Annotated in this window: 17 protein-coding genes; 4 read left to right on the forward strand and 13 right to left on the reverse strand. The window is 53.7% G+C overall.

From position 1 onward, the window contains the following. Positions 1-45: 45 nt before the first annotated feature. From LOH54_RS06210 to LOH54_RS06235, 6 genes are all read right to left on the reverse strand, one after another. A complete protein-coding gene (locus LOH54_RS06210; protein ID WP_231021171.1) occupies positions 46-1,632 on the reverse strand; it encodes an ulvan lysase-like protein in 1,587 nt (528 codons plus the stop codon). Positions 1,633-1,877: 245 nt separating this feature from the next. Continuing rightward, a complete protein-coding gene (locus LOH54_RS06215) occupies positions 1,878-2,240 on the reverse strand; it encodes a hypothetical protein (protein WP_231021172.1) in 363 nt (120 codons plus the stop codon). Between the two features lie 23 nt (positions 2,241-2,263). Then, on the reverse strand, positions 2,264-2,647 hold the full coding sequence (locus LOH54_RS06220; RefSeq protein ID WP_231021173.1) for a hypothetical protein: 384 nt from the start codon (positions 2,645-2,647) through the stop codon (positions 2,264-2,266). Positions 2,648-2,724: 77 nt separating this feature from the next. Next, a complete protein-coding gene (locus tag LOH54_RS06225; protein ID WP_231021174.1) occupies positions 2,725-3,687 on the reverse strand; it encodes a hypothetical protein in 963 nt (320 codons plus the stop codon). Between the two features lie 207 nt (positions 3,688-3,894). After that, positions 3,895-4,341 carry a hypothetical protein gene (locus LOH54_RS06230; protein WP_231021175.1) on the reverse strand — a complete coding sequence of 149 codons (447 nt, stop codon included), beginning with the start codon at positions 4,339-4,341 and terminating at the stop codon, positions 3,895-3,897. A gap of 255 nt (positions 4,342-4,596) precedes the next feature. Continuing rightward, positions 4,597-5,079, reverse strand: a complete 483-nt coding sequence (locus tag LOH54_RS06235; protein ID WP_231021176.1) for a GNAT family N-acetyltransferase — start codon at positions 5,077-5,079, stop codon at positions 4,597-4,599. Positions 5,080-5,172: 93 nt separating this feature from the next. Between LOH54_RS06235 and LOH54_RS06240 the strand changes: the two genes are divergently transcribed. Beyond that, positions 5,173-5,499 carry a hypothetical protein gene (locus tag LOH54_RS06240; RefSeq protein ID WP_231021177.1) on the forward strand — a complete coding sequence of 109 codons (327 nt, stop codon included), beginning with the start codon at positions 5,173-5,175 and terminating at the stop codon, positions 5,497-5,499. A gap of 81 nt (positions 5,500-5,580) precedes the next feature. Here the strand turns inward: LOH54_RS06240 and LOH54_RS06245 are convergent, their stop codons facing one another. From LOH54_RS06245 to LOH54_RS06265, 5 genes are all read right to left on the reverse strand, one after another. Continuing rightward, positions 5,581-6,357: an exodeoxyribonuclease III gene (locus LOH54_RS06245; RefSeq protein ID WP_231021178.1), complete on the reverse strand. Its 777-nt coding sequence runs from the start codon at positions 6,355-6,357 to the stop codon at positions 5,581-5,583. 54 nt (positions 6,358-6,411) lie between these two features. Next, positions 6,412-7,296 (reverse strand): CoB--CoM heterodisulfide reductase iron-sulfur subunit B family protein, encoded by an 885-nt coding sequence (locus LOH54_RS06250; RefSeq protein WP_231021179.1) that lies wholly within the window; start codon positions 7,294-7,296, stop codon positions 6,412-6,414. 9 nt (positions 7,297-7,305) lie between these two features. Further along, positions 7,306-8,286, reverse strand: coding sequence for a succinate dehydrogenase/fumarate reductase iron-sulfur subunit (locus LOH54_RS06255; RefSeq protein WP_231021180.1), 981 nt, complete (start codon positions 8,284-8,286; stop codon positions 7,306-7,308). Between the two features lie 10 nt (positions 8,287-8,296). Beyond that, positions 8,297-10,009, reverse strand: a complete 1,713-nt coding sequence (sdhA, locus tag LOH54_RS06260) for a succinate dehydrogenase flavoprotein subunit (protein ID WP_231021181.1) — start codon at positions 10,007-10,009, stop codon at positions 8,297-8,299. A 148-nt stretch (positions 10,010-10,157) separates the two neighbouring features. Further along, complete coding sequence (locus tag LOH54_RS06265) at positions 10,158-11,360, reverse strand: GGDEF domain-containing protein (RefSeq protein ID WP_231021182.1); 1,203 nt, start codon at positions 11,358-11,360, stop codon at positions 10,158-10,160. Positions 11,361-11,477: 117 nt separating this feature from the next. Between LOH54_RS06265 and LOH54_RS06270 the strand changes: the two genes are divergently transcribed. From LOH54_RS06270 to LOH54_RS06280, 3 genes are read left to right on the forward strand one after another with little or no spacing between them, the layout of a single operon-like run. After that, positions 11,478-12,302: a thiamine-phosphate kinase gene (locus LOH54_RS06270; protein ID WP_231021183.1), complete on the forward strand. Its 825-nt coding sequence runs from the start codon at positions 11,478-11,480 to the stop codon at positions 12,300-12,302. An 8-nt stretch (positions 12,303-12,310) separates the two neighbouring features. Beyond that, positions 12,311-13,399, forward strand: coding sequence for a tRNA pseudouridine(13) synthase TruD (gene truD / locus LOH54_RS06275; protein ID WP_231021184.1), 1,089 nt, complete (start codon positions 12,311-12,313; stop codon positions 13,397-13,399). Beyond that, positions 13,396-14,211 carry a phosphatidylserine decarboxylase gene (locus LOH54_RS06280; RefSeq protein WP_231021185.1) on the forward strand — a complete coding sequence of 272 codons (816 nt, stop codon included), beginning with the start codon at positions 13,396-13,398 and terminating at the stop codon, positions 14,209-14,211. The genes truD and LOH54_RS06280 overlap by 4 nt, the downstream gene beginning before the upstream one ends. Before the next feature lie 167 nt (positions 14,212-14,378). Here the strand turns inward: LOH54_RS06280 and LOH54_RS06285 are convergent, their stop codons facing one another. Then, positions 14,379-16,475, reverse strand: coding sequence for a TonB-dependent receptor (locus LOH54_RS06285; protein WP_231021186.1), 2,097 nt, complete (start codon positions 16,473-16,475; stop codon positions 14,379-14,381). A 125-nt stretch (positions 16,476-16,600) separates the two neighbouring features. Further along, positions 16,601-19,744 carry an efflux RND transporter permease subunit gene (locus LOH54_RS06290; RefSeq protein WP_231021187.1) on the reverse strand — a complete coding sequence of 1,048 codons (3,144 nt, stop codon included), beginning with the start codon at positions 19,742-19,744 and terminating at the stop codon, positions 16,601-16,603. Positions 19,745-19,806: the final 62 nt, after the last annotated feature.

The following is a 19,806-nucleotide window of genomic DNA, read 5'->3' on the forward strand; positions in this document are numbered from 1 at the left end:
CCTTGTCAACGCATTCGGGCTAGCTATGTCCTGACTGCTCAGGTCTTAGCGGCCACTGCTTTTGAACAGGTTGATGTAGCCGTTGACACCATGGCAGACGGCATCTGTCCTGACTTCCTCTTTTGTATAGTTTCGGATAAGGCCGCCAATGGCTTTTTCAGGCGCTTTCAAAAAATAGGTGTTCTCTTCGGAATAGGTATTTTGTATCAGCCACCGCATCATCCCCAGCATATGCGCTTTGTACCGCTCGCAACCGCCCCAGTTTTCCCGCCTGCATGACAGATACACTTCCGAGGTGACTTCATTGATCCATCCGTTTCCGCTTGTGTTCTGACCGGTACCGATCCTGCCGTAGTTCTGCATATCGTTTGGATCGTTTTTCTGCCGCGTAAAAATCGTATCAAGACATTTCAACAGGGTCTTTTTATAGAGGTCGTTTTTGCTGATTTTATAAAAATCAAGAAGACTCATCACCGCCCAGCTTGTCGGAACCGCATCTGTCGGCGTGCGGTAGTCGTCCGTCAAAAAATAGGAATCTTTCGCTGCTCTTTCCCGAAAATTGTCCGCCAGTATCGCAGCGGCATCGTAGTAGCGTTGATCCGACGTTACCGCATACATTCTTGACAAGGCGGAGAGCACTTCGCCCGTATAAAGATTGGAGTATCTTTTGTCAAAAACCGGTAGGCCCGATTCGATTTTAACCTGATTGATGACGGTGCCGTCAGGGTTTCGCATGGTAAGCAGCCAGTCGGCGGCCGATACGGCGGCATCCAAATAGCGTTTCTCTTTTGTCCGTTTATAGAGTTCCAACAGGGTGAAGATGGTTTTCGAAGCCGTTCCGACGACGAACCTGTCATCCTTTTTGCCGCTGTCGAGGGAAAGGGAGTAATGAAATGCCCCCTTGTTGCTTCCTTTTTGAATCTGCATGGACAAGATAAAGTCGGCGATCAGGGGTGTGAGTGCGGTGATGCGTTCATCCTTTTCCAAATCGTTGAGTTTCAACAGGCTGTAGAGGCTGGATGAGGAGTAGGTGGTGATGACGCGTCTGTCGTAAGCGGCATCGTCGGCGGTATAGAGTTTGTGAAATCCATGGGTCTCTTTGTCCATGGCGCGCAGAAGGTACGCTTTCGCCTCCATGATCTTTGTATAGATCAGATCGCTGTCCAGATGTCGAATGACCACGACGTCGCCGATCAGCTCTTTTGCTTCACCCCTGTACTCTATCAGCGCGCAGGCCGGAGCGTTTGACCGGGAGATGGAGATCATCAACCTTGACCTGTCCAACTCCCTTTTGTTCGGAGACGTATGGCCGTGACCTGCCAGGAGGTCTTGAACCGCATGCTCGACTGCTAGCCGCAGCGTATGACCTTTTCCCGTGCCTGTGCCGACAATCTCCCCATGCAGGTAGGACGCGACAGATACGGTCCAGTCACCATGAACAGCTAACGCCTTGTGATCAGGAACCGGGGCAGCTGAGAAATGCGACTGCGCAACGGAGCGGGCATAGGTTAACACCTCATTTCTGGTATTATGATCGGCAATGGACTCTGAATGGCCGAAACCGATGGTCGAAGCGAATCCTGAGCTGACGAACCAAAGAACGAGAATGAGGTGTCGAAACAGATTTTTCATTTTTTCTTTAACGGACTGCCATCATTCTACACGATAGCAGATTGCGGGGTTGGATTACAGGTATAGTACACCATTGGCTCTTCTATTTTCCCCGTTTGAGTGTTCCGGGGACCATTAGTGGCAAATGGTAGATGACTTGTGTGATCTGATATTGCGATCATAATAAAATATACAAATTTTCTGGAATTGCCTCATGTCTGACGAGAGCGTTATCAAAGCTTTCCTCCCGAAGTCCGAATAAGTCGTTAGCACTTGGACAGCGGCGTCTCCAGTGTCAGATCGACGCAGAGCCGGCGCGGTTTCTGTAAAAGCAGGAAGTAGAAGATGTAGCCGAAAAAGCCGACATAGTAGAGTGTTCCGATCATCATCAGGAAGATACCGATATTGAAATGCTTTTTTTCGGCGACTAACGTGTCTTCCCTCTTTTTGGTGATGGTGTAGCCGTTCTCGTAGAACATCGCGTCGATGCGCTCCATCTTCTGCGTGTCATCCAGCTCGGAACCTTGCAATTGAACAATGTAGTCGTTAAAGAGTGCAATGCCCTGTACAATATTTTTCCTGTCCCAGAAGTAGATAATGAGTCCAATGGGAAGAAAGAAAAGCAACATGCTGGGAGCTTTGATGAAATTTGTTATGCATAGTACCTAATCACTACCGTAACCAGCATACCTAAAAGGAACGATGAGAAGGTTATGACAAGCCTGAAACCTACTATCGGTGTAAAAAGGTTTTCCGGTTTGAGCATATGTGAAATTGCGGCATCGACTTTCCCAACCAGATAACCAGATGCGAACAGTGCAATGACTGATGCGTACTCCGCAAATTCGGCTTTTTGTCCTGCGCTATAAGGGGTGAGAAAAATCCCGACCACCCAGCCAATCGCACCGCCGAGAATAACAAGTCCAAGATTGATGGCCACGTCTGATGGTTCTTTCTTGACCCTCGTAGACAACCATGCTAAGAGAGCATATACGGACAAGATAACAATACCGCTTATTGCCAATTTGACGTTCATATAGTTCCTTTTGTATAACGTTTAAAATGAGTAATCAAGAATCTGTTTGCGTGTTTTTGATAATCTCCACGCCATTGTCAGTTTTCATGCACTATCAATTGATCAAGAAAGTCAATCATTTCATTCTGAAAAACTTCAATGACATATTCGCTGTTTCGATGTGACAACAACACATATGTGTCATTGTCTTGTGGATTTTTTATCATCCATGATCTGTCTTTGTCAATCACAGTATTTGTAAAACCCAATTTGGAATATTGTGACTTTAGCTTCTCTTTTAAGTCTTCAAATGTGACGTCACCTTTATCGTGAATAACGATCTTGTGATTTTTATCATTGCTTATGACTGTAGTTTCTCGTATTTTTACTTCCTCTTCTTTATTGTCTGGTTCCAAATATTCAAGATGCTCTTCGATTATTATTTTATAGGTCGCTGACAGTGCGCTGACCGTGATGACGGCGATGACAATGTTTAAAACGGAGAACAAAAAGAAGAGTTCGTAGTGAATGATGGAAGAAATCAGTTTAATAGCCAAACCATACACGAAACCAAATACGAACGAAAACAATAGGGGAAAAAGAACGACTGAAACAAAGACAAAAAGTTTGTACTGTTTTGTGAAGGTCCATGCATCTGAAAAGGTCATTGCCTTGTCTACCGAGATTGACGGAAACACTAGTGAAACACGGGATACGATGATGGATAAGACTACACCAATAATCGCAATACTTAGGATAAAGCCTATGCTGTCAAACGAAGCACTTAACGATAAAACTGAAAACGCGACAAACATCATTAGCAGGCCCAGGAGAAAGCCATTGAACATAAATGACCATTCTCTTTTTGTGAATTTGTACAATCCCCATTTGGGAATACTGTCCTCCCCTAAAATAAGGATCCTGTGAGTCGAGATGGCCACCATGATATAGATAATCCAGTTGGCCAAAGCAGTGATAAACAATAGAAGTCCATTATCTATATCCGCATTACCTTTCACATAAACTATATTATTCAGATTAACATAGTCGATGATGATCATGAAGACCAAATAGATTGTAAGCGCGTTAATGAGAGCCATATGCTTTTCAAAAACAGAAGAGAGGGCCATATTTAGCATTCTTTTATACATTTATACTCCGTATTCAATTTTCTTTATTATCTCGTGATTCATCGATTTATCATCTAACGTTTAAACTCACCAATATGAACTCCCAGTGCGGAGCTCATATTGGTGTGCAGAGATTTGTTAGCTGCTCCAAGGCAGCACCACTATGACTAAAAATAATATAGGTATTGTAAAAAATACAGTCAAAGCAAGTGTTGTGAACCGTTTATAGTTCAGCTTCAGTTCTTTGACAACTGGGTCAGACAGATCATCATCGGAGTTGACAAAAGACAGAGTACGAAGGCTGTTGTATCCACCTGAGCCAAAGCCTGAAGCATGTGTGATGTGTTCCCATGTTTGGTGATGATTTTCTTCAAGATAGTTTCTTAGTCTATATTCTTCTATTATGTTTAGAACCATAATAGCAATCCATGTTGGAATCATGTAGCAGTTGAATAACGTGAAAGCAAAATCCGTTTCAGTAAGGTGAGGCAAAGAAAAACGAAGGATAAATAGGCAAGCGATAAGCGTAAACCAGATTTTCCAATATAGCTTGATCTGGAATTTTGGAATAGTGTTACTTGTCATCACTTCCTCTTCAGTTAACTATTAATTAGATTACATTTGAGTGTACTATAGAACTTTTTTGGTTAGAAAATTCTGCAAAGATAGTAACAATATGAAATATTTTAAATCTTTCGATGTGCTGTAGAATAAAAATGTATACATGATTATTATCGATATCCGGGGATGGATTAACATGTTGTGGGTCTATCAGCCGTATTCGATGTTAATCATACATTGGAGTGAAATGGCTCTTCTTTTCGGAGGATATTGGGTAGTTTAGAGTTTCTTCTCCCAAAACTGCGCGCTGCCCGCCTCGGGGTCCAGTTCGTAGGCGGCGAAGCCGAACTTCTTGTAAGCACCCTGTGCGACCACGTTATTGCCAAGAACCTCGAGGGTGATTTTGCAGCACTCTTTGGATGAGGCAATCTCTTCGACTTTTTCCAGCAGTTTCTGGCTGATGCCAAGCCCTCTGTATTTGGGAAGGACGGTGATGTCGTGGATATTGACGAGGGGCTTGCAGGCGAAGGTGGAAAACCCCTCAAAACAGTTGGCTAGTCCCGCCGGCTCTCCGTTGGCGTAGGCGATGACGGAGAAGGCGTAAGGTCGTTTGGAAAGTTCTGTGACCAGGTTGTGTTTTACCACATCATCCAGAGGCTTTCCGCCGCCCATGGGGTCACGCGCATAGGCGTCGAGCATCATGGGGATTTCTGCTTTGTGCTTTTCACTGGAATAATCTGCTTTGACGACTTGTATGTTCATTTTTTACCTTGTGATCGGAGCAATCGATGTTAAATTATGTGCACGCGAATATGTTATGCATATTTTAGTGCAACGAAAGTAAAAAGGAAACTAATGACCTGCAAACTCCACGAGGTAATCGATTTTGTCCGTCAGTACCATCTGCTCGATGATCTGAGCGATGAAGACATCGAAGGCTACTTCCACACCTTTCACCATGCCTGTAAATGGGACAAAGAGATCCATTCGCACGACATTGACTGCGACGAGATCGGGATCATCGTTGACAAGACGAAGGAAGTGCTCGACGAAGCCTACGAGCACGAATATACCATACCGCAGATATATGAGGTTGCCAAGGCCTTCTGCGGCGTATTTGACGCGGCAAAAGCCCCCAAAGCGCCTGTGCCGTTCGTCATCGTCCTTTTGACAAGACTGTAACCTACACTTTCATACGAAACAGGCCCCCTTTCGGGGGCTGCTCCATAGAATTATTTAGCGGAATATATACCAGCTGAGGCGCTAGAGCGCCAGGCGGATGCCGACGGGGCAGTGGTCGGAGCCTTCGATGTCCTGGAGGATGAAGGCGTCTTCGAGTACCTCTGTCAGGTCGTCGGAGATGAAGAAGTAGTCGATCCGCCACCCCACGTTCTTCGTGCGGGCGCTGAAACGGTAGGACCACCAGCTGTACTCCTCCTCAATGTCGCCGTGCACGTAACGGAAACTGTCGATGTAGCCGTGTTCGATGAGCTTGTCGATCCAGGCGCGCTCCTCGGGGAGGAAGCCGGAGGTCTTGGCATTGGACTTGGGGTTTTTCAGGTCGATCTCCCGGTGGGCCGTGTTGACGTCCCCGCAGATGACGATGCTTTTCCCTTCGTCGCGCAGCGTGTCGCAGTAGGTGAGGAATTTTTCGTAAAAGGCCATCTTGTACGCGAGGCGCTCCTCGTCCTTCTGCCCGTTTGGGAAGTAGACGTTGAAGAGGGTGAAGTCGTCGTAGTCATGCTGGATGATACGCCCCTCGTGCTCGCTGTCGATGTCGAGGCAGAACTCGGAGGAGTCGGGAACGAGGTGCGAGAAGGTCGCCGTGCCTGAATAGCCCTTGCGCTCGCCGCTGTTGATGGTCAGCGTCGCGTAGTTGGTGTCAAAAAGGTCGTCGGGAAACTGGGACGCGGTGGCTTTGATCTCCTGGAGACAGAGAATATCCGGACGGCGTTCATCGACCCATTTGAGTGCCTGCTTGTTGGCGACGGCGCGGATACCGTTGACGTTCCATGAAAGTATTTCGATTGTATCGGACATTGAATGTACCTTGTGAGAGCAGGGGAGAGGCGCAGGTAGCGCCCCGTGTAGTCGTTAGACGAAGTTGACCTTGGAGACGTGGTGCTTGAGGCCGAGTTCGGACGGGGTACAGCCCAGGGCCAGGCCGACCATCTGCTGCATGTGCAGGACCGGCATCTTGACGTCGCGGCCGACGGCGTGGCCGGCGTGCTCGTACTGGGTGTCGAGTTTCAGGTGGCACAGCGGGCAGGGTGTGACCATCCAGTCCGCGTTGGCATCCATGGCACCCATCAGTGCTTTACCGGTGAGCAGGGCAGCCGTTTTCGGCGCCTGGAGCTCCGCGTGGAATCCGCAGCACTTGTTCTTCTCTTCGTAGTCGACGTTGACGCCGCCCAGGGTGACAATGAGGTCATCCAGGGAGTTCGGGTTGTACGGGTTCTCCGCTTTGCCGTGCGTTTCGTTCTGCAGCTCAGAAGGGCGGATGTTGTGACAGCCGTAGAAGGGAGCGATGTTGAACTGAGAGAGCGGCGTGACAACCTTCTCTTTGAGCGTCTCGAGACCGAAGTCGTCGATGATCGCGTAGAGGAAGTGGGTGATCTCGGAGGTACCTTTGTACTCCAGGCCGACTTCGGCGAGCTTCTCGTTGACGCGGGCTTTGAGCTCCGGGTCGTTGTCGAGGCGGTGCTTTGTCATCGCCGTGTTGAGCTGGCAGGTATTACAGATGGTGACCATCGTCATCCCGCGGGATTCCGCGTAGCAGATGTTGCGCGCGTTGAGGACAAGCGACAGGAAATCGTCATAGTCCTGCAGGTGGGACGCGCCGCAGCAGGTCGCTTCGGAAAGCTCAACGAGTTCGATACCGAGCTTTTCGGCGACGGCGTACGTCGACATCAGCTGCTCCGGCGTACTCTCCTTGGCGGTACATCCTGTAAAAAGGGCGTATGTGAGTTTCTTTTCCATGACTTATCCTTAGAATTTGACCGTTGACGACGATTTGATCAGGGCCTTGACCTCGTCGAGTTTGTCCGATTTCGGCATGTTCCACGGCATGACGACTTTGCCGACCTTGAACATCTTGAATCCGACCTTGCCGTGTTTCATCAGCATCGGGACCGTACCCTCGGAGTAGCGGACGAGTTCCGCTTCATCCAGCAGACCGTGCTTCTTGATGGAGTGTGCGAAGCCGACGGCGTGGCGCGTCGCGACGTTGTTGATGGCAACGCCGTTCTCGAAGACCTGGTTATGCAGCTTCGTGATCTTTTCGATCGGGTTGACCTCTTTGGGGCAGACCTCCTGGCACTCGAAACATTTGACACAGTCCCAGACACCCTGGTCCGGCGCATTGACGATGTCAAGACGATCGAGGGTCGCTTTGTCGCGCACGTCGGCGTTAAAGCGGTAGGCGGCGGCAAACGCGGCAGGCCCGATGTAGGATTCGTTGTTCTCAAGCGACGGACAGGAGTAGTGGCACAGACCGCACTGGATACAGTAGTCGGCCTCGAGCAACTGCGCTTCCTCTTTCGGTGTTACGAGGTTTTCGCTCTCCGGGTGTTCGTCGATCTCGTCGATGAGATACGGTTTGACCTGCTCGTGCTTCTTCCAGAAGTCCTCTTTGTCGATGATCATGTCCTTGACCGCGCGCTTGATGCTGAGCGGCTCGAGGGTCAGCTCGGTGCCGAAGAGCTCGATCAGATCATTCATGCGCTCTTTACAGGCCAGGACGCCTTTGCCGTTGACTTTGATGGCACAGGCGCCGCAGATCCCGTGGCGGCAGCTGCGGCGGTAGCTGAAGCTGCCGTCGACGTCCCACTTGATGCGGTTGAGGATATCGAGGACGACCTCTTCGGAGGTGACCTCCATCTCGATCGTCTTGTAGTGGGGAAGGTAGTCCGTTTCGGCGTTGAAGCGGAACACGTTGAATGTAATGGTTTGTGTAGTAATAGTCGTCATCATCTTCCCCTTAGTATGTACGCTCTTGCGGTTCGAATTTGCCCGGTGTGACCGCCATGTAGTCGAGGCTGATCTCACCGTTTGCATCCATGTACGCCATAGTGTGCTTCATGAAGGCTTCGTCGTCGCGTGTCGTGAAGTCCTCGCGGTAGTGCGCGCCGCGGCTCTCTTTGCGCGCCAGGGCGCTTTCAACGATGAAGAGGGCATAGTCAAGCATGTGGCCCAACTCGATCGCTTCCTGGAGGTCCGTGTTGAAGATCTTGGACTTGTCGTCGATACGGATGTTTTCAAAGCGTTTGCGCAGCTCTTTGACGATCTCGACCTGCTTGGAGAGGGTCTCCTCGGTACGGAAGACGCCGGCGTTGTCCGTCATGCTCTGCTGCAGTTCGTTGCGCAGGCCCGGGACCGTCTCTTTACCGTTATTGGTGAGGATGCGCTCCATTTCTGCGATCATCGTGTCGGCATCGGACTGTTCCGCCTCACGGAGGTAGAGCGTCTCGATATCATTGACCATGCTCTGACCGACGTGGCGGCCGAAGAGCAGGGCTTCGAGGACGGAGTTGGCTCCCAGGCGGTTGGCGCCGTGGACGCTGACACAGGCACATTCGCCCGCCGCATAGAAACCTTCGACGAGTGCGTCGTTGTTCTTGCGGACATGCCCGTCGATATCGACCGGGATACCGCCCATGGAGTAGTGCGCCGTCGCGGAGATAAGAATGGGCTCTTTGATCATGTCGAGGCCGAGGAAGGTGATCGCCAGGTCGCGCAGCTCGGGCAGGCGCTCCATGATCTTCTCTTTGCCCAGGTGCGTCAGGTCGATGTAGACGGCGTCTTTGCGCGGTCCGACCCCGCGCCCTTCGCGGATCTCGTTGATGATGGCGCGGGCGACGACGTCGCGGGAGGCCAGTTCAAGCTTGTTCGGCGCGTAGCGCTCCATGAAGCGCTCGCCCTCGGAGTTGAGCAGTTTTCCGCCTTCGCCGCGGGCCGCCTCGGAGATGAGGATACCGCTGCCTGAAAGGCCTGACGGGTGGAACTGGACGAACTCCATGTCCTCCAGCGGGAGGCCGTGGCGTGCAACGATGGAGAGGCCGTCACCGGTATTGGCATGGGCGTTGGAGCTGATCTTGAACGCGCGGGCATAACCGCCGGTGGCGAACATGACGGCCTTGGCGTTAAAGATCGCCTTTTCCTGGTTACGAATATTGAAGGCGACGACACCGCTGACCTTGCCGTCTTCGTAAATAATGTCGGCGGCGTACCACTCGTCGATGAAGTCGACGCCGACGCGCAGCGCCTGCTCGTAGATCGTCTGAAGTAGGGTCAGACCCGTACGGTCTTTCGCGAAACAGGCGCGCGGGGAGGATTGGCCTCCGAAGGGGCGCTGGGCGATCTTACCGTCGTCGGTACGGCTGAAGGCCGCTCCCATGCGCTCTGCCCAGCGGATCGTTTCCGGGGCTTTCTGACACATCAGCTCAACCGCGTCCTGGTCGGCGAGGTAGTCCGCACCCTTGACGGTGTCGAATTCGTGCAGCTCGATGCTGTCGACATCGCTGAGCGCAGCGTTGATACCGCCCTGTGCCGCACCGGAGTGGGAGCGCAGCGGGTGGAGTTTGGTAATGACGGCGACGTTCTTGCCGGCTTGTTTCAGCTCTCTGGCAGCCGCAGAACCTGCCAGACCGGAACCGACGATTACCGCATCATAAGTATAAATAGGAATACTCATAACCTTCCTTCGTAAACGTAAATATGCGTCAGATTATAGCGATTGAAAGGGTAGGTTTCGGTTAAACGGTTCTGGCTGGAGAGCGGAAGGGAAAGGTGTTACAAAATGAACCAGAAAGGCCCCATTTGTGGGCCTTTGGGGAGAAAATCTATAATATTTTCGTATTGTTATTCGTATCGGAAACGCAGTTGCCGCCCTTCTCCTGTGCCATTCTCAGGCGCTCTTTGGCGTTTTTGACGGCATCGTCGAGGGTCTGTGAGGCGGTTTTTGAGGCAAAGCCGCCGCTCAGCGTGATGGGGAAGGAGTCGTGTGGCATTTTGAAACGGTTCTCCTCGATCATCTGTCGGATATGGTTACACTCCTCCAGCGCTTTATGCTTGTCGCTGCGTAGCAGCACGGTGATGAACTGGCCGCCGTGGATGCGCCCGATCTGGTCATTTTGCATCTTGTGCAGTTTCATGATGGAGGTGATCTTGATCAGAATCGGGTCGATGACGCTCTGCGGGAAATGGTTGACAAGCTTGGAGTAGTTGTCGATCTCGAAGATGCAGACGAAGGCGTGCATGTCCTTGGAGGCTTTGGGACGGCGGTCAAAGCCGATTTTTACCCCTTCGTAGTTGGGGAGCTGCGTCACCTCGTCTTTCTTGCCGCTGGCGGAAGCGGCGTCACCGCTCTCCTGGCGTATTTTCAGAGCGATGGAGTTGATCTCGGTCGTTTTGAACTTGACCGAGGCGCGGGTGGCCCCTTCCTGGGGCTGGAGCGCATAAATGTCACCCAGGATCGTTTTGGAAGCGTTGCGGGCGGCGGTCATGACGACGAAGCCCCAAAGCAGGACCAGGATCATCATTGCGCCTACGAGCAGGCTGTACTGGTAAAGGATATTGTTCTGCAGTTTGGTCAGCGGGTAGAAGAGCGTGGTATAGTTTTCGATGGCTCTGAGCATGTCGTCGTGTCTGGCGGGGGAATCGATGGCGGCGTTGAAATAGGCGGAGGCCGATGCGTTCAGGACCCTGTCCCGTTCGCGGAGCAGGTTGGTGTATTTGCTGCGGGTTTTCGCCTCCCTGAAGATGAGGCTGTTGGCGATCTCGTAGACGTTCTCGCTGTCGAGGCCGTCGATCAGGATTGGCAGGCGGCTGAGGACGCCGCTGGCGCGAATGCGGTCGAGGGCGGGGTCCGCACGGTCCATTTTTGCGAGGGAGAGGACGAGCTGCTCCTGCTCGGCCATATTGTCGATCCGCTTGTACGTGGCGTAGGAGCTGGCGAGGAGCAATCCGCTCAAAAGGGTGAACAGTATGAGCAGTGTTGCGTTAAACTGCACCGAACTTAGGAGCTTTTTGATCGACGTTTTCATTGATATCCCGTGTGTGGTTTTTTACTAATTTTAATTGGTGTTTTATTAAGTGACACTTATGACGCTCCCTGCGTAAAGGCGCCGCAAGCGAGAGTGGAGTAAAATTCTCCTCTTATTATGGATCTGGAAAAACGTTTTATCGCTTCCGTCTCCGCTGCGTCAAAGCAGATCGGGGATGACGGGGCCGTGATCGGTTCTACTGTCTATTCGAACGATGCTTTCATCGAGGGGACGCATTTCAAACGCGCATGGATGACGCCGCGCCAGATCGCCTATAAGGCATTCGCGGTCAACATCTCCGATGCCGTGGCGATGAATGCCGTGCCGCGATACGCCCTGCTTGCAATCGGTATTCCATCTTCGTTCACTGCGGGCGAGGTGGATGCCCTGGCGGCGGGATTCGTCGAGGCCTCGGCCGCTTTTGGGTGCGAACTCGTTGGCGGGGATACCGTCAAGAGCGACCGGCTGATCATTTCGCTGACCATCGTCTCGGAAACGCGGCGTCCGCTGCGACGCAGCGGGATCAAGAGGGGCGATCTGCTCGCCTTCACGGGCAGCGTCGGCAAGGCGAAGCGGGAGCTGCAGTATCTGCTGGCGGGACGCAGGGCGCACGCGCAGTCGCACTATGTCCGGCCGCCGCTGCGCCGGGAGTTCATCGCCGCCGCCGCACCATATCTGCGGGCGGGGATGGACATCTCGGACGGGATCTACACCGACCTGCAGCGCCTGGCCGACCTGAACCGGACCGGCTTCTCCTTTTTCCGTCCCCTCGGCAAATCAGCGGGGTGCAGCGGGGAGGAGTACGAGATGCTCGTCGCTTTCCCGCCGCGGATGCGCAAGCGCGTCGAGTACCTGGCGCGCAAACACCGAACGCCATTGACCGTTTTCGCCCGGGCCGCACGGACCCGCTACAAAAACCCGTGCAAATCACACCACTTTTAAAGAGTACCATGGACCGTTTTTATTACTTGCAGCATGCACCGATTCCCTTCGTTTTCAAACAGAGCGTACGCGACTTTGTCGTCAACGAAATTCCGCTTTACCCTTTTACGGGCAACGGCGAACACCTTATCTTGCATGTACGCAAAAAGAACCTCTCCACCTGGGACCTCATCTCCCTGCTGGCGAAGTACCTCGGCATCAAAGGCAGGGAGATAGGCTACGCCGGCCTCAAAGACAAAAACGCGATGACGACACAGTACATCTCCTTGCCGAAGAAGTTTGAGAAGAAACTGGAGGGGTTCAGCCACGAGAACGTGAAGATCCTCGAGAAGACCTACCACAAGAACAAGATCCACATGGGGCACCTCAAGGGCAACCGCTTCTTCATCCGCCTCAAGAAGGTGACGCCGACGGCGGCCAAGAAGATCGACGAGGCGCTGAAACAGATCGCCGTCTACGGCATGCCGAACTTTTTCGGCTACCAGCGTTTCGGCATCGGCGGGGAGAACTGGAAGAAGGGAGAGGCCCTGCTGCGCGGGAAGATCAAGGAACGCAACGTCAAGCTCAAACGTCTTTATATTAATGCATATCAAAGCCACCTCTTTAACCTCTGGCTGAGCCGCCGCATCGAGGTGAGCACGCTGATCGGCAATTTTGACGCCAAAGAGATATCGCCGCTGCTCAACATCCCCGAAGATCAGCTCCAAAAGCTGGCGCAGCAGCCGCACCCCTACAAGCTCATCGAGGGGGACGTCATGATGCACTACCCGCACGGCCGCCCTTTCGAATTCGACGGTGACGCGGAGGATATCGAACGCTTCAACGAGCGTGACATCGTTCCGACGGGCCTACTGGTCGGTAAGCGGGCCAAACGCTCCACGGGCCTCTCCCGGGACTTCGAAAAGGCGTATGACGCCGTCCACGAGATCGACGGCCAGCGCCGCTATGCCTGGGTCTTCCCCGAAGAGGTGGAGGGCAAATACCGCGAGGAGGAAGCGTGGTACGAGCTGCACTTTACGCTCCCCAAAGGCTCCTATGCCACGGTCCTGATCGAAGAGATCGCCAAACGCAAAATTGACAACGACGAGGAAGCATGACACGCCATATCACCAACACCATTTCGCAGCAGTTCGGACGGTTCGCGTCCAAGGAGTTTCCCCGCTGGTTTCAAAAGATCGTCAACCAGGGTTATGTCAGCATCATGGGGCTGGACATGGGTGAGTTCTACGCGCCTGCCACCTACCGTTCGCTCAATGCGCTCTTCACCCGTAGCCTCAAGGCATCGCGTCACTTCTCCAACGATGCCGACGACCTTATCTCTCCGTGCGACAGCCTCATCACCGAGTGTGGCGATCTCGATGCGACGCAGGCGCTGCAGATCAAGGGGATGTCCTACTGCGTCCGGGAGCTGTTGGGGTCGGAGATCGATGATGCGAACAAGGACCGCATCGAGCACGGGCAGTTCATGAACTTCTACCTTTCGCCCCGCGACTATCACCGCTACCACGTTCCGACAAACATGAAAGTGCTCAAGGCGGTGCATATCCCCGGCAAGCTCTACCCGGTCAATATGCCTTCGCTCAACAAGCGGGCCGACCTCTTTATCGAGAACGAACGGGTGGTGATGGAGTGCGAGACCCAGCAGGGGAAACTTGTCTACCTCGTCCTTGTGGGTGCGCTCAACGTCGGGAAGATGCAGGTCAGTTTCGAGCCGCGCATCCAGACGAATGCGGACGCCCAGCAGCCGACGGCGTACAGCTTTGAGAATCTCCACCTTAAAAAGGGGGATGATTTTGGCTGTTTCGAGATGGGATCGACCATCGTCATGATCACGGAGAAAACGGCGATGGAACTGTCGGTGCAAGCGGGGCAGAAGGTCCGTTTCGGCGATACGATCGCAACCCTCTGACCCGGCGGCGCCGGGCAAAATCCCCCACTCCTTTCCTAAAATCAATTCCGGTCGTTACGATTGCTATCTGAAGGGCGAAGAAAAGTCGGTGTGCGTATCGTGATGATCACAGGCAAGCGGCGAAATGATCGCGTTTAGGAAAGAGAGGTTAGCCCCGCTTGGGGCCATTAGAAGCGGTAGCGCATACCGGCGTAGAACGCGCGGGGAGGGGCAACCCTGACCGTGGCATCCTCTGCCATCGTTGCCAGTGCCGACGAACTGATGTTGACGAACTGGTAGTATTTTCTGTCCAGCAGGTTGTCAAACCGTGCGAACATTTCAAAAGCGTCTGTGAAGCGGTATTCGCCAATCAGGTTAACGACTTCATAGCCGCTCATTTCGTGCGCATTGACCTCATCCGCATAATAGCTGCTTTTTGCCAGCAGCTCCGTGATAAGCGTCGCCTTGGAGTTCGGCTGGTAATAGAGTGTCAGTTTCACGGTGTGTTTGGGCGTTCTCGGCACCTGGTTTCCGGAAAGGTCAACGCGTTCGAAGTCACCCGTGAGCGGTCCTCTTCCGTCAGGATCCGCCGTGACCTGCTGGGAGAGCCAATAGCGCGTAAAGACCGCATCGAGGTAGGTGTATGCCAGGTCAAACGCGACCGTTTGGCTCCGGTCACTCTGGACGGAGAGTTCGAAGCCTCTGCTGCGCATGTCCCCGACGTTATCGTAGTTGCTTTCGTTCTCGTCGTCGGAGGTGATATAGCTCCCGGCGATTCTTCCGATGTAATCTTTCCGGTCGAGCTGGTAGACCGATGCGTTATAGGTGAACCCGGCAGACTGCCCGCGCAGGCCGATCTCATAGTTATAGGAGGTCTCTATACCGATCTTCGAGGGAATATCCACCGCCGGGTTCTCCCGCAGGGTTGCCTGGTTGGTGCTCATCTGGCGAACCGTCGGGGTCCTGAAACCGGTGGAGACGCTGGCGTAAAACGCACTGTTTTTGGAAAGCGCATAGTTGAAACCGGCCCGGTAAGAGGCGACGTCATAGGAGGGCTTGACGTTGTTGGCGCTGTCTTGATGGTCGATGTACCGCTGCTGGATGTTGTCATAGCGGATATTGAAGGTGGTCGTCAGGTCCTTCACTACTTCAAGTTTCATCTCGCCGTAGAGCGCGTTGATGTCCTCCTCTGTCGCATAATCCGACTGGAGGCTTCCGTCGGCCGCCAGGTAGGCCCGTTCGTCGGTGGTGTTTCTCTGGAGGTCGAAGCCGGTCATGAGGCCCAGGATGTCGAAGGCCGTCCGGTATTCGCCCTTGGCGCCGTTCTGGTTCCAGATCTCATTCTTGTCCGTTTTCGTCCGTGCCGTTTTATAGGTCTTGTCATCGATGTAGGTATGGACGTTGAGCATCAGGTTCGAATCTTCACCGAAGGAGTTGGAGTAGGTGACGAACCCTTTGGTCAGGTCGGTCTTGTAGTAGCCGCTGTACGAATACTCGTTTTCGCTCCGGGGGTCGGTTTTCGCCGCGAGGGTCCCGTGGACGCTGTTGCCGTCACCCGTTTCGCGTTTGGTATAGTCAAGCCCAAGCGTAATGTCGCTCGTGTCATTGAGGTAGTAGGAGTATTTCCCGTTGATCGATTTGATCGAGACGTAGGACTCATCCCAGTAGCCGTCACTTCCACGGTAGCTTCCCTGCAGCTGTAGCGCGGAGTTTTCAAAGCTTTGGTTTGTCGATGCCATTAGGCGTTTCGAGTTGAAGCTTCCGGCTTCCGCTTCGGCCTTCGAAGATGAGACGGCTTTGGCTTTCTTGGTCGTGATGATGACCGCGCCGGCGAGGGCGTCGTTGCCGTAGAGGTAAGACGCGCCCCCCTTGATGACTTTGATCGATTCGATATTGTCCAGGTCGATGTTGATCTTGCCCGAGGTCTCCTGGACCGGGACGCCGTCGATGACGATGGCGACGCCGGGCTGTTCGCCCATGTACATCTGGTTCTCGATCCCGCGGATATGTACTTTGACGCTGTCGGTTCCGACGTTGGAGAGGGTGACGCCCGGTACGCTGTTCAGGATGTCCGTAATGGTGTGCGGGTTGATCTTTTCGACCTCTTCGCCCGTAATGGTCATGGTGTTTGAAACGCCCGTTTTTGAATCGACGCCGTCGTCGATCGTCGTAGACTCGACGGTCACGGCACCGATTGCGATGCTCTCGTCAGCATGGATTGCGGCGCTGTTCCCGAGCAGGAAACAGAGCAGGGCTGTACTTTTTGCCAGATGGTTTATGTTCATAGCTCTCTTTCTAATTTTTGTGTTAATGCGGATTGTTGCAACAGAGTGTTAATTAAATGTTAAATTAAATATATTGATTAAATATATATGATAAGAATGTGTAGAAACGACCGCTATGCACTGCGTCACGAGGGGACGCGCTGCTTATGAACGTAGCTGTACATGACGGGCAGGTAGAAGAGGTTCAAGACGGTGCCCCACGCCAGACCGAACCCCAGCGAGACCGCGAGCGGCTGGAACGTGGCCGCCTGCCCCGAGGCGAAGAAGATCAGGGAGGAGAGCCCGACCAGTGTCGTCAGCGAAGTCAGGATGATCGGCCGGAAGCGCCTGCCGGCCAAGCGGTGGATCTCGTCGGCGCTACCGGCATGCCGGAGCGTGGACATCATGATGATGCCGTCATTGACGATGACGCCTGCGAGGCCGAGCGCGCCGATCAGCGACGGCATGGAGAGGTTCAGTCCCATAAGGGTGTGCCCCATCAATACACCCAGGAGGGAGAAGGGGATGACAGAGACAACGATCAGCGTCTCGCGGATCGAATTGAAGAGGTAGAGGATGGCGATAAAAATCAGGATGACCGACAGGACCGTTGCCAGAACCAGGTCGGTTTCCAGGGCTTTCTTCTGCTCCGCTTCGCCTTTGAATTTCAAACGGACCCCCTCAGCCCGGAGCGTGCGGAGGGTCGGTTCAAGCTTCTGAAGCGCTTCGGATGCGGTGATGATTTTCGAATCGACGTTGGCAAAGACGAAGAAGGTGGTCTCCCCGTCATCCTTGACCAGCCGCTCCAGCGCGGTGATGACCTCGAAATCGCAGACATCCTTGAGGCGGACGATCTGCCCGTTCTTCAGCGGGACGCCGAGGGATTCGAAAAACGCGAAATCGTCCTGGTAGGCGGAGCGGACCTTGATATCAAGCAGGCTCTGGCCGTCGAAGATCACCCCGATGCGCTTGGAGAGATAGAGGTCCGAGACAAAATTGCCCAGGTAGGCGTCGGTGATGCCGAGCTGTTCGCCGTAGGCGTTGACCTTGATCTTGATCTCGTCGATCCCCCGTTTGATATTGTCGCCGGCATATTTGATGCCGTCGATCGCACCGAGCTCCGCTTCGAGCGCTTTGACCGCCCGGATCGCCTGCTGGTAGTCTTCGCTCATAAGCCCGATACGGATATCCGCTTTGGCGTAGCCCATCCCTTTTTCGACGACCATCAGCTCTTCCAGCCCGAACCGCTCCTTGTAGCCCTGGGATACGAGCCATGCCCGCAGTTCTTTGGAGATCGCCTTGGAGGAGCGTTCGCGCACACTGTCGCGCCGGCTTTCGTAGAAACTAAGGTAGGGGGTAATGTAGCTGTCCATAAAGTTGTCGGGTTTTTTCTTCTGCAGTTCGACCCCGATGTACCCGACGGAGGGGAACATTTCGGTATCCCCCGTGGCGCTGCGCCGGTATCCCGCCGTCGACGTGACATTTTCGACGCCGAAACGGCTGCCCTCCTTGAGAAGGTCTTTCTCGATGGCCTGCACGATGGCCAGGGACTCCTCAAGGGTTGTCGTCGGGGCCGCTTTGAACGTGATGTTCAGGGCGGTGGCATCAAAGGGCTGGAACATCTGGAACTTGGCGTGTTTGAACCCGGTATAGATCAGCAGCGGGATGATGATGACAAAGAGCAGCAAAAAGGTTTTCTGATACTGCATCAGCAGACCGAGGGCTGCCGAGTAGCGCCGGTTGATCCCCTTCCACGAGAGGGTGCGCGAGGCGGGGCTGAGCAGGTGCACGGCGTGGATCGGCAGGAAGATGAAGGACTCGAGCAGCGACGCAATGACCAGGGCGCTGAAGGCGATGGGGATCATCTGCACGATCTCGCCGAGACGCCCGCTGATCATCAGCAGCGGAATAAAGGAGAAGAGGGTGGTGGCCGAAGCGATGGTGACGGGTTTGGCCATCTCCCGCGTCCCGAGGAAGGCCGCCTTTGCCGGTGCGTACCCTTTTTCGATGTACTGCTGGATATTCTCGCTGACGACGATGGCGTCGTCGACGATGATACCGATGGCGATGATGACGCCGATCAGCGAATTGATATTGATGCTGTACCCGGTAAAGTAGAAATAGATGCTTCCCAGCACAAAGGAGGTCGGGATACCCAGGGCGATGATGAAGGCCATACGCGCATTGATCAGGGCAAAGGTCATCAGGGTGATGAGGATGATCCCGAAGAGGATATTCGAGATGACGATGTTGAGCCGTTCCTGGATAATCGTCGTCTGGTCCTGCCTGACATCGTAGTCGACGCCGTCGACCTTCATGCTCTCTAGGAGTTTATAGATTTTTTCCCCGATCGCGATGGCGTCCCCTTTCGGGTTCTGCGAAAGCGAAAGGGTAATGGCGGTTTTGCCGTTCATGCTCGCCAGCGTCGAAGCGTCTTCGTAGCGCTTGGAGACCGTGGCGATGTCCCTGAGCGCGATCTGGCGGTCGCCGATATTGAGCACGGTCTGCTCAAATGCGTCCACGAACTTCTTCTGGTTTCCGACGGAGAGGAAATACTGGGCCTTGGCGTCGTCGATCTTGCCGAGGGGGTAGATATAGGAGAGTTCCGAGATGGTTTTGAGTACTTCCGTATGCGAAAGTCCGTATGCGTCGATGCGCCGCTCGTCAAGCATGATCTCGTAGAAAAGGTCGGAGTCGCCGAAGATCGTGACGTCCGAAACGCCGGGAATCGCCATCAGGCGGGACTTCAGTTTCTGTGCGAGCTCCCGGAGCCGGTCCAGGCTGACTTCGTCCGAACGTACCGATACCTGCATCAAGCCCCGCGCATGGGCCACGTTCCTGACTGCCGGCTCATCCATGTCGGAAGGGAGCGTCGGCACGACCAGTGCGATGGCGTCGCGGATCGATTCGGCCATCTCCGCTTTGTCTGCCCCCTTTTCGAGCTCGAGGCGTACGGAGAAGCTGCCCGGGGCGATGACCGAGGTGACGCTCTCGACGCCGACGAGGTTTTTGGTCTCCTCTTCGAGCGGCGTCACGACCATGCGGTTGAGGACGTCGACGGAGGCGCCGCCGTAGCTGCCGCGGATCGTCATGGTGTCGGGTTCGATCTCGGGGGAGATCTCCTTGGGGATCATCGTATAGGTATAGATCCCGGCGGCGAACAGCAAGAAAAAGAGCGTGTAGTTGATCTTATAGTTATCGATAAAAAATTTCAGCAGCTTGTCAAACAGGGTGTTTTCACTGTTTGGGAGGGGGGTCTGCTCCGGGGCGGTTGACTTGCTTTTGTTCACGCTATGCCTATTTCTGCCTGCCGGCCGGGCAGGCGTGGTTTATTTGGTGCCGGTTTGCCACG

Source organism: Sulfurimonas sp. HSL-3221 (genome assembly GCF_021044585.1).
Classification (GTDB): Bacteria; Campylobacterota; Campylobacteria; order Campylobacterales; family Sulfurimonadaceae; genus Thiomicrolovo; species Thiomicrolovo sulfuroxydans.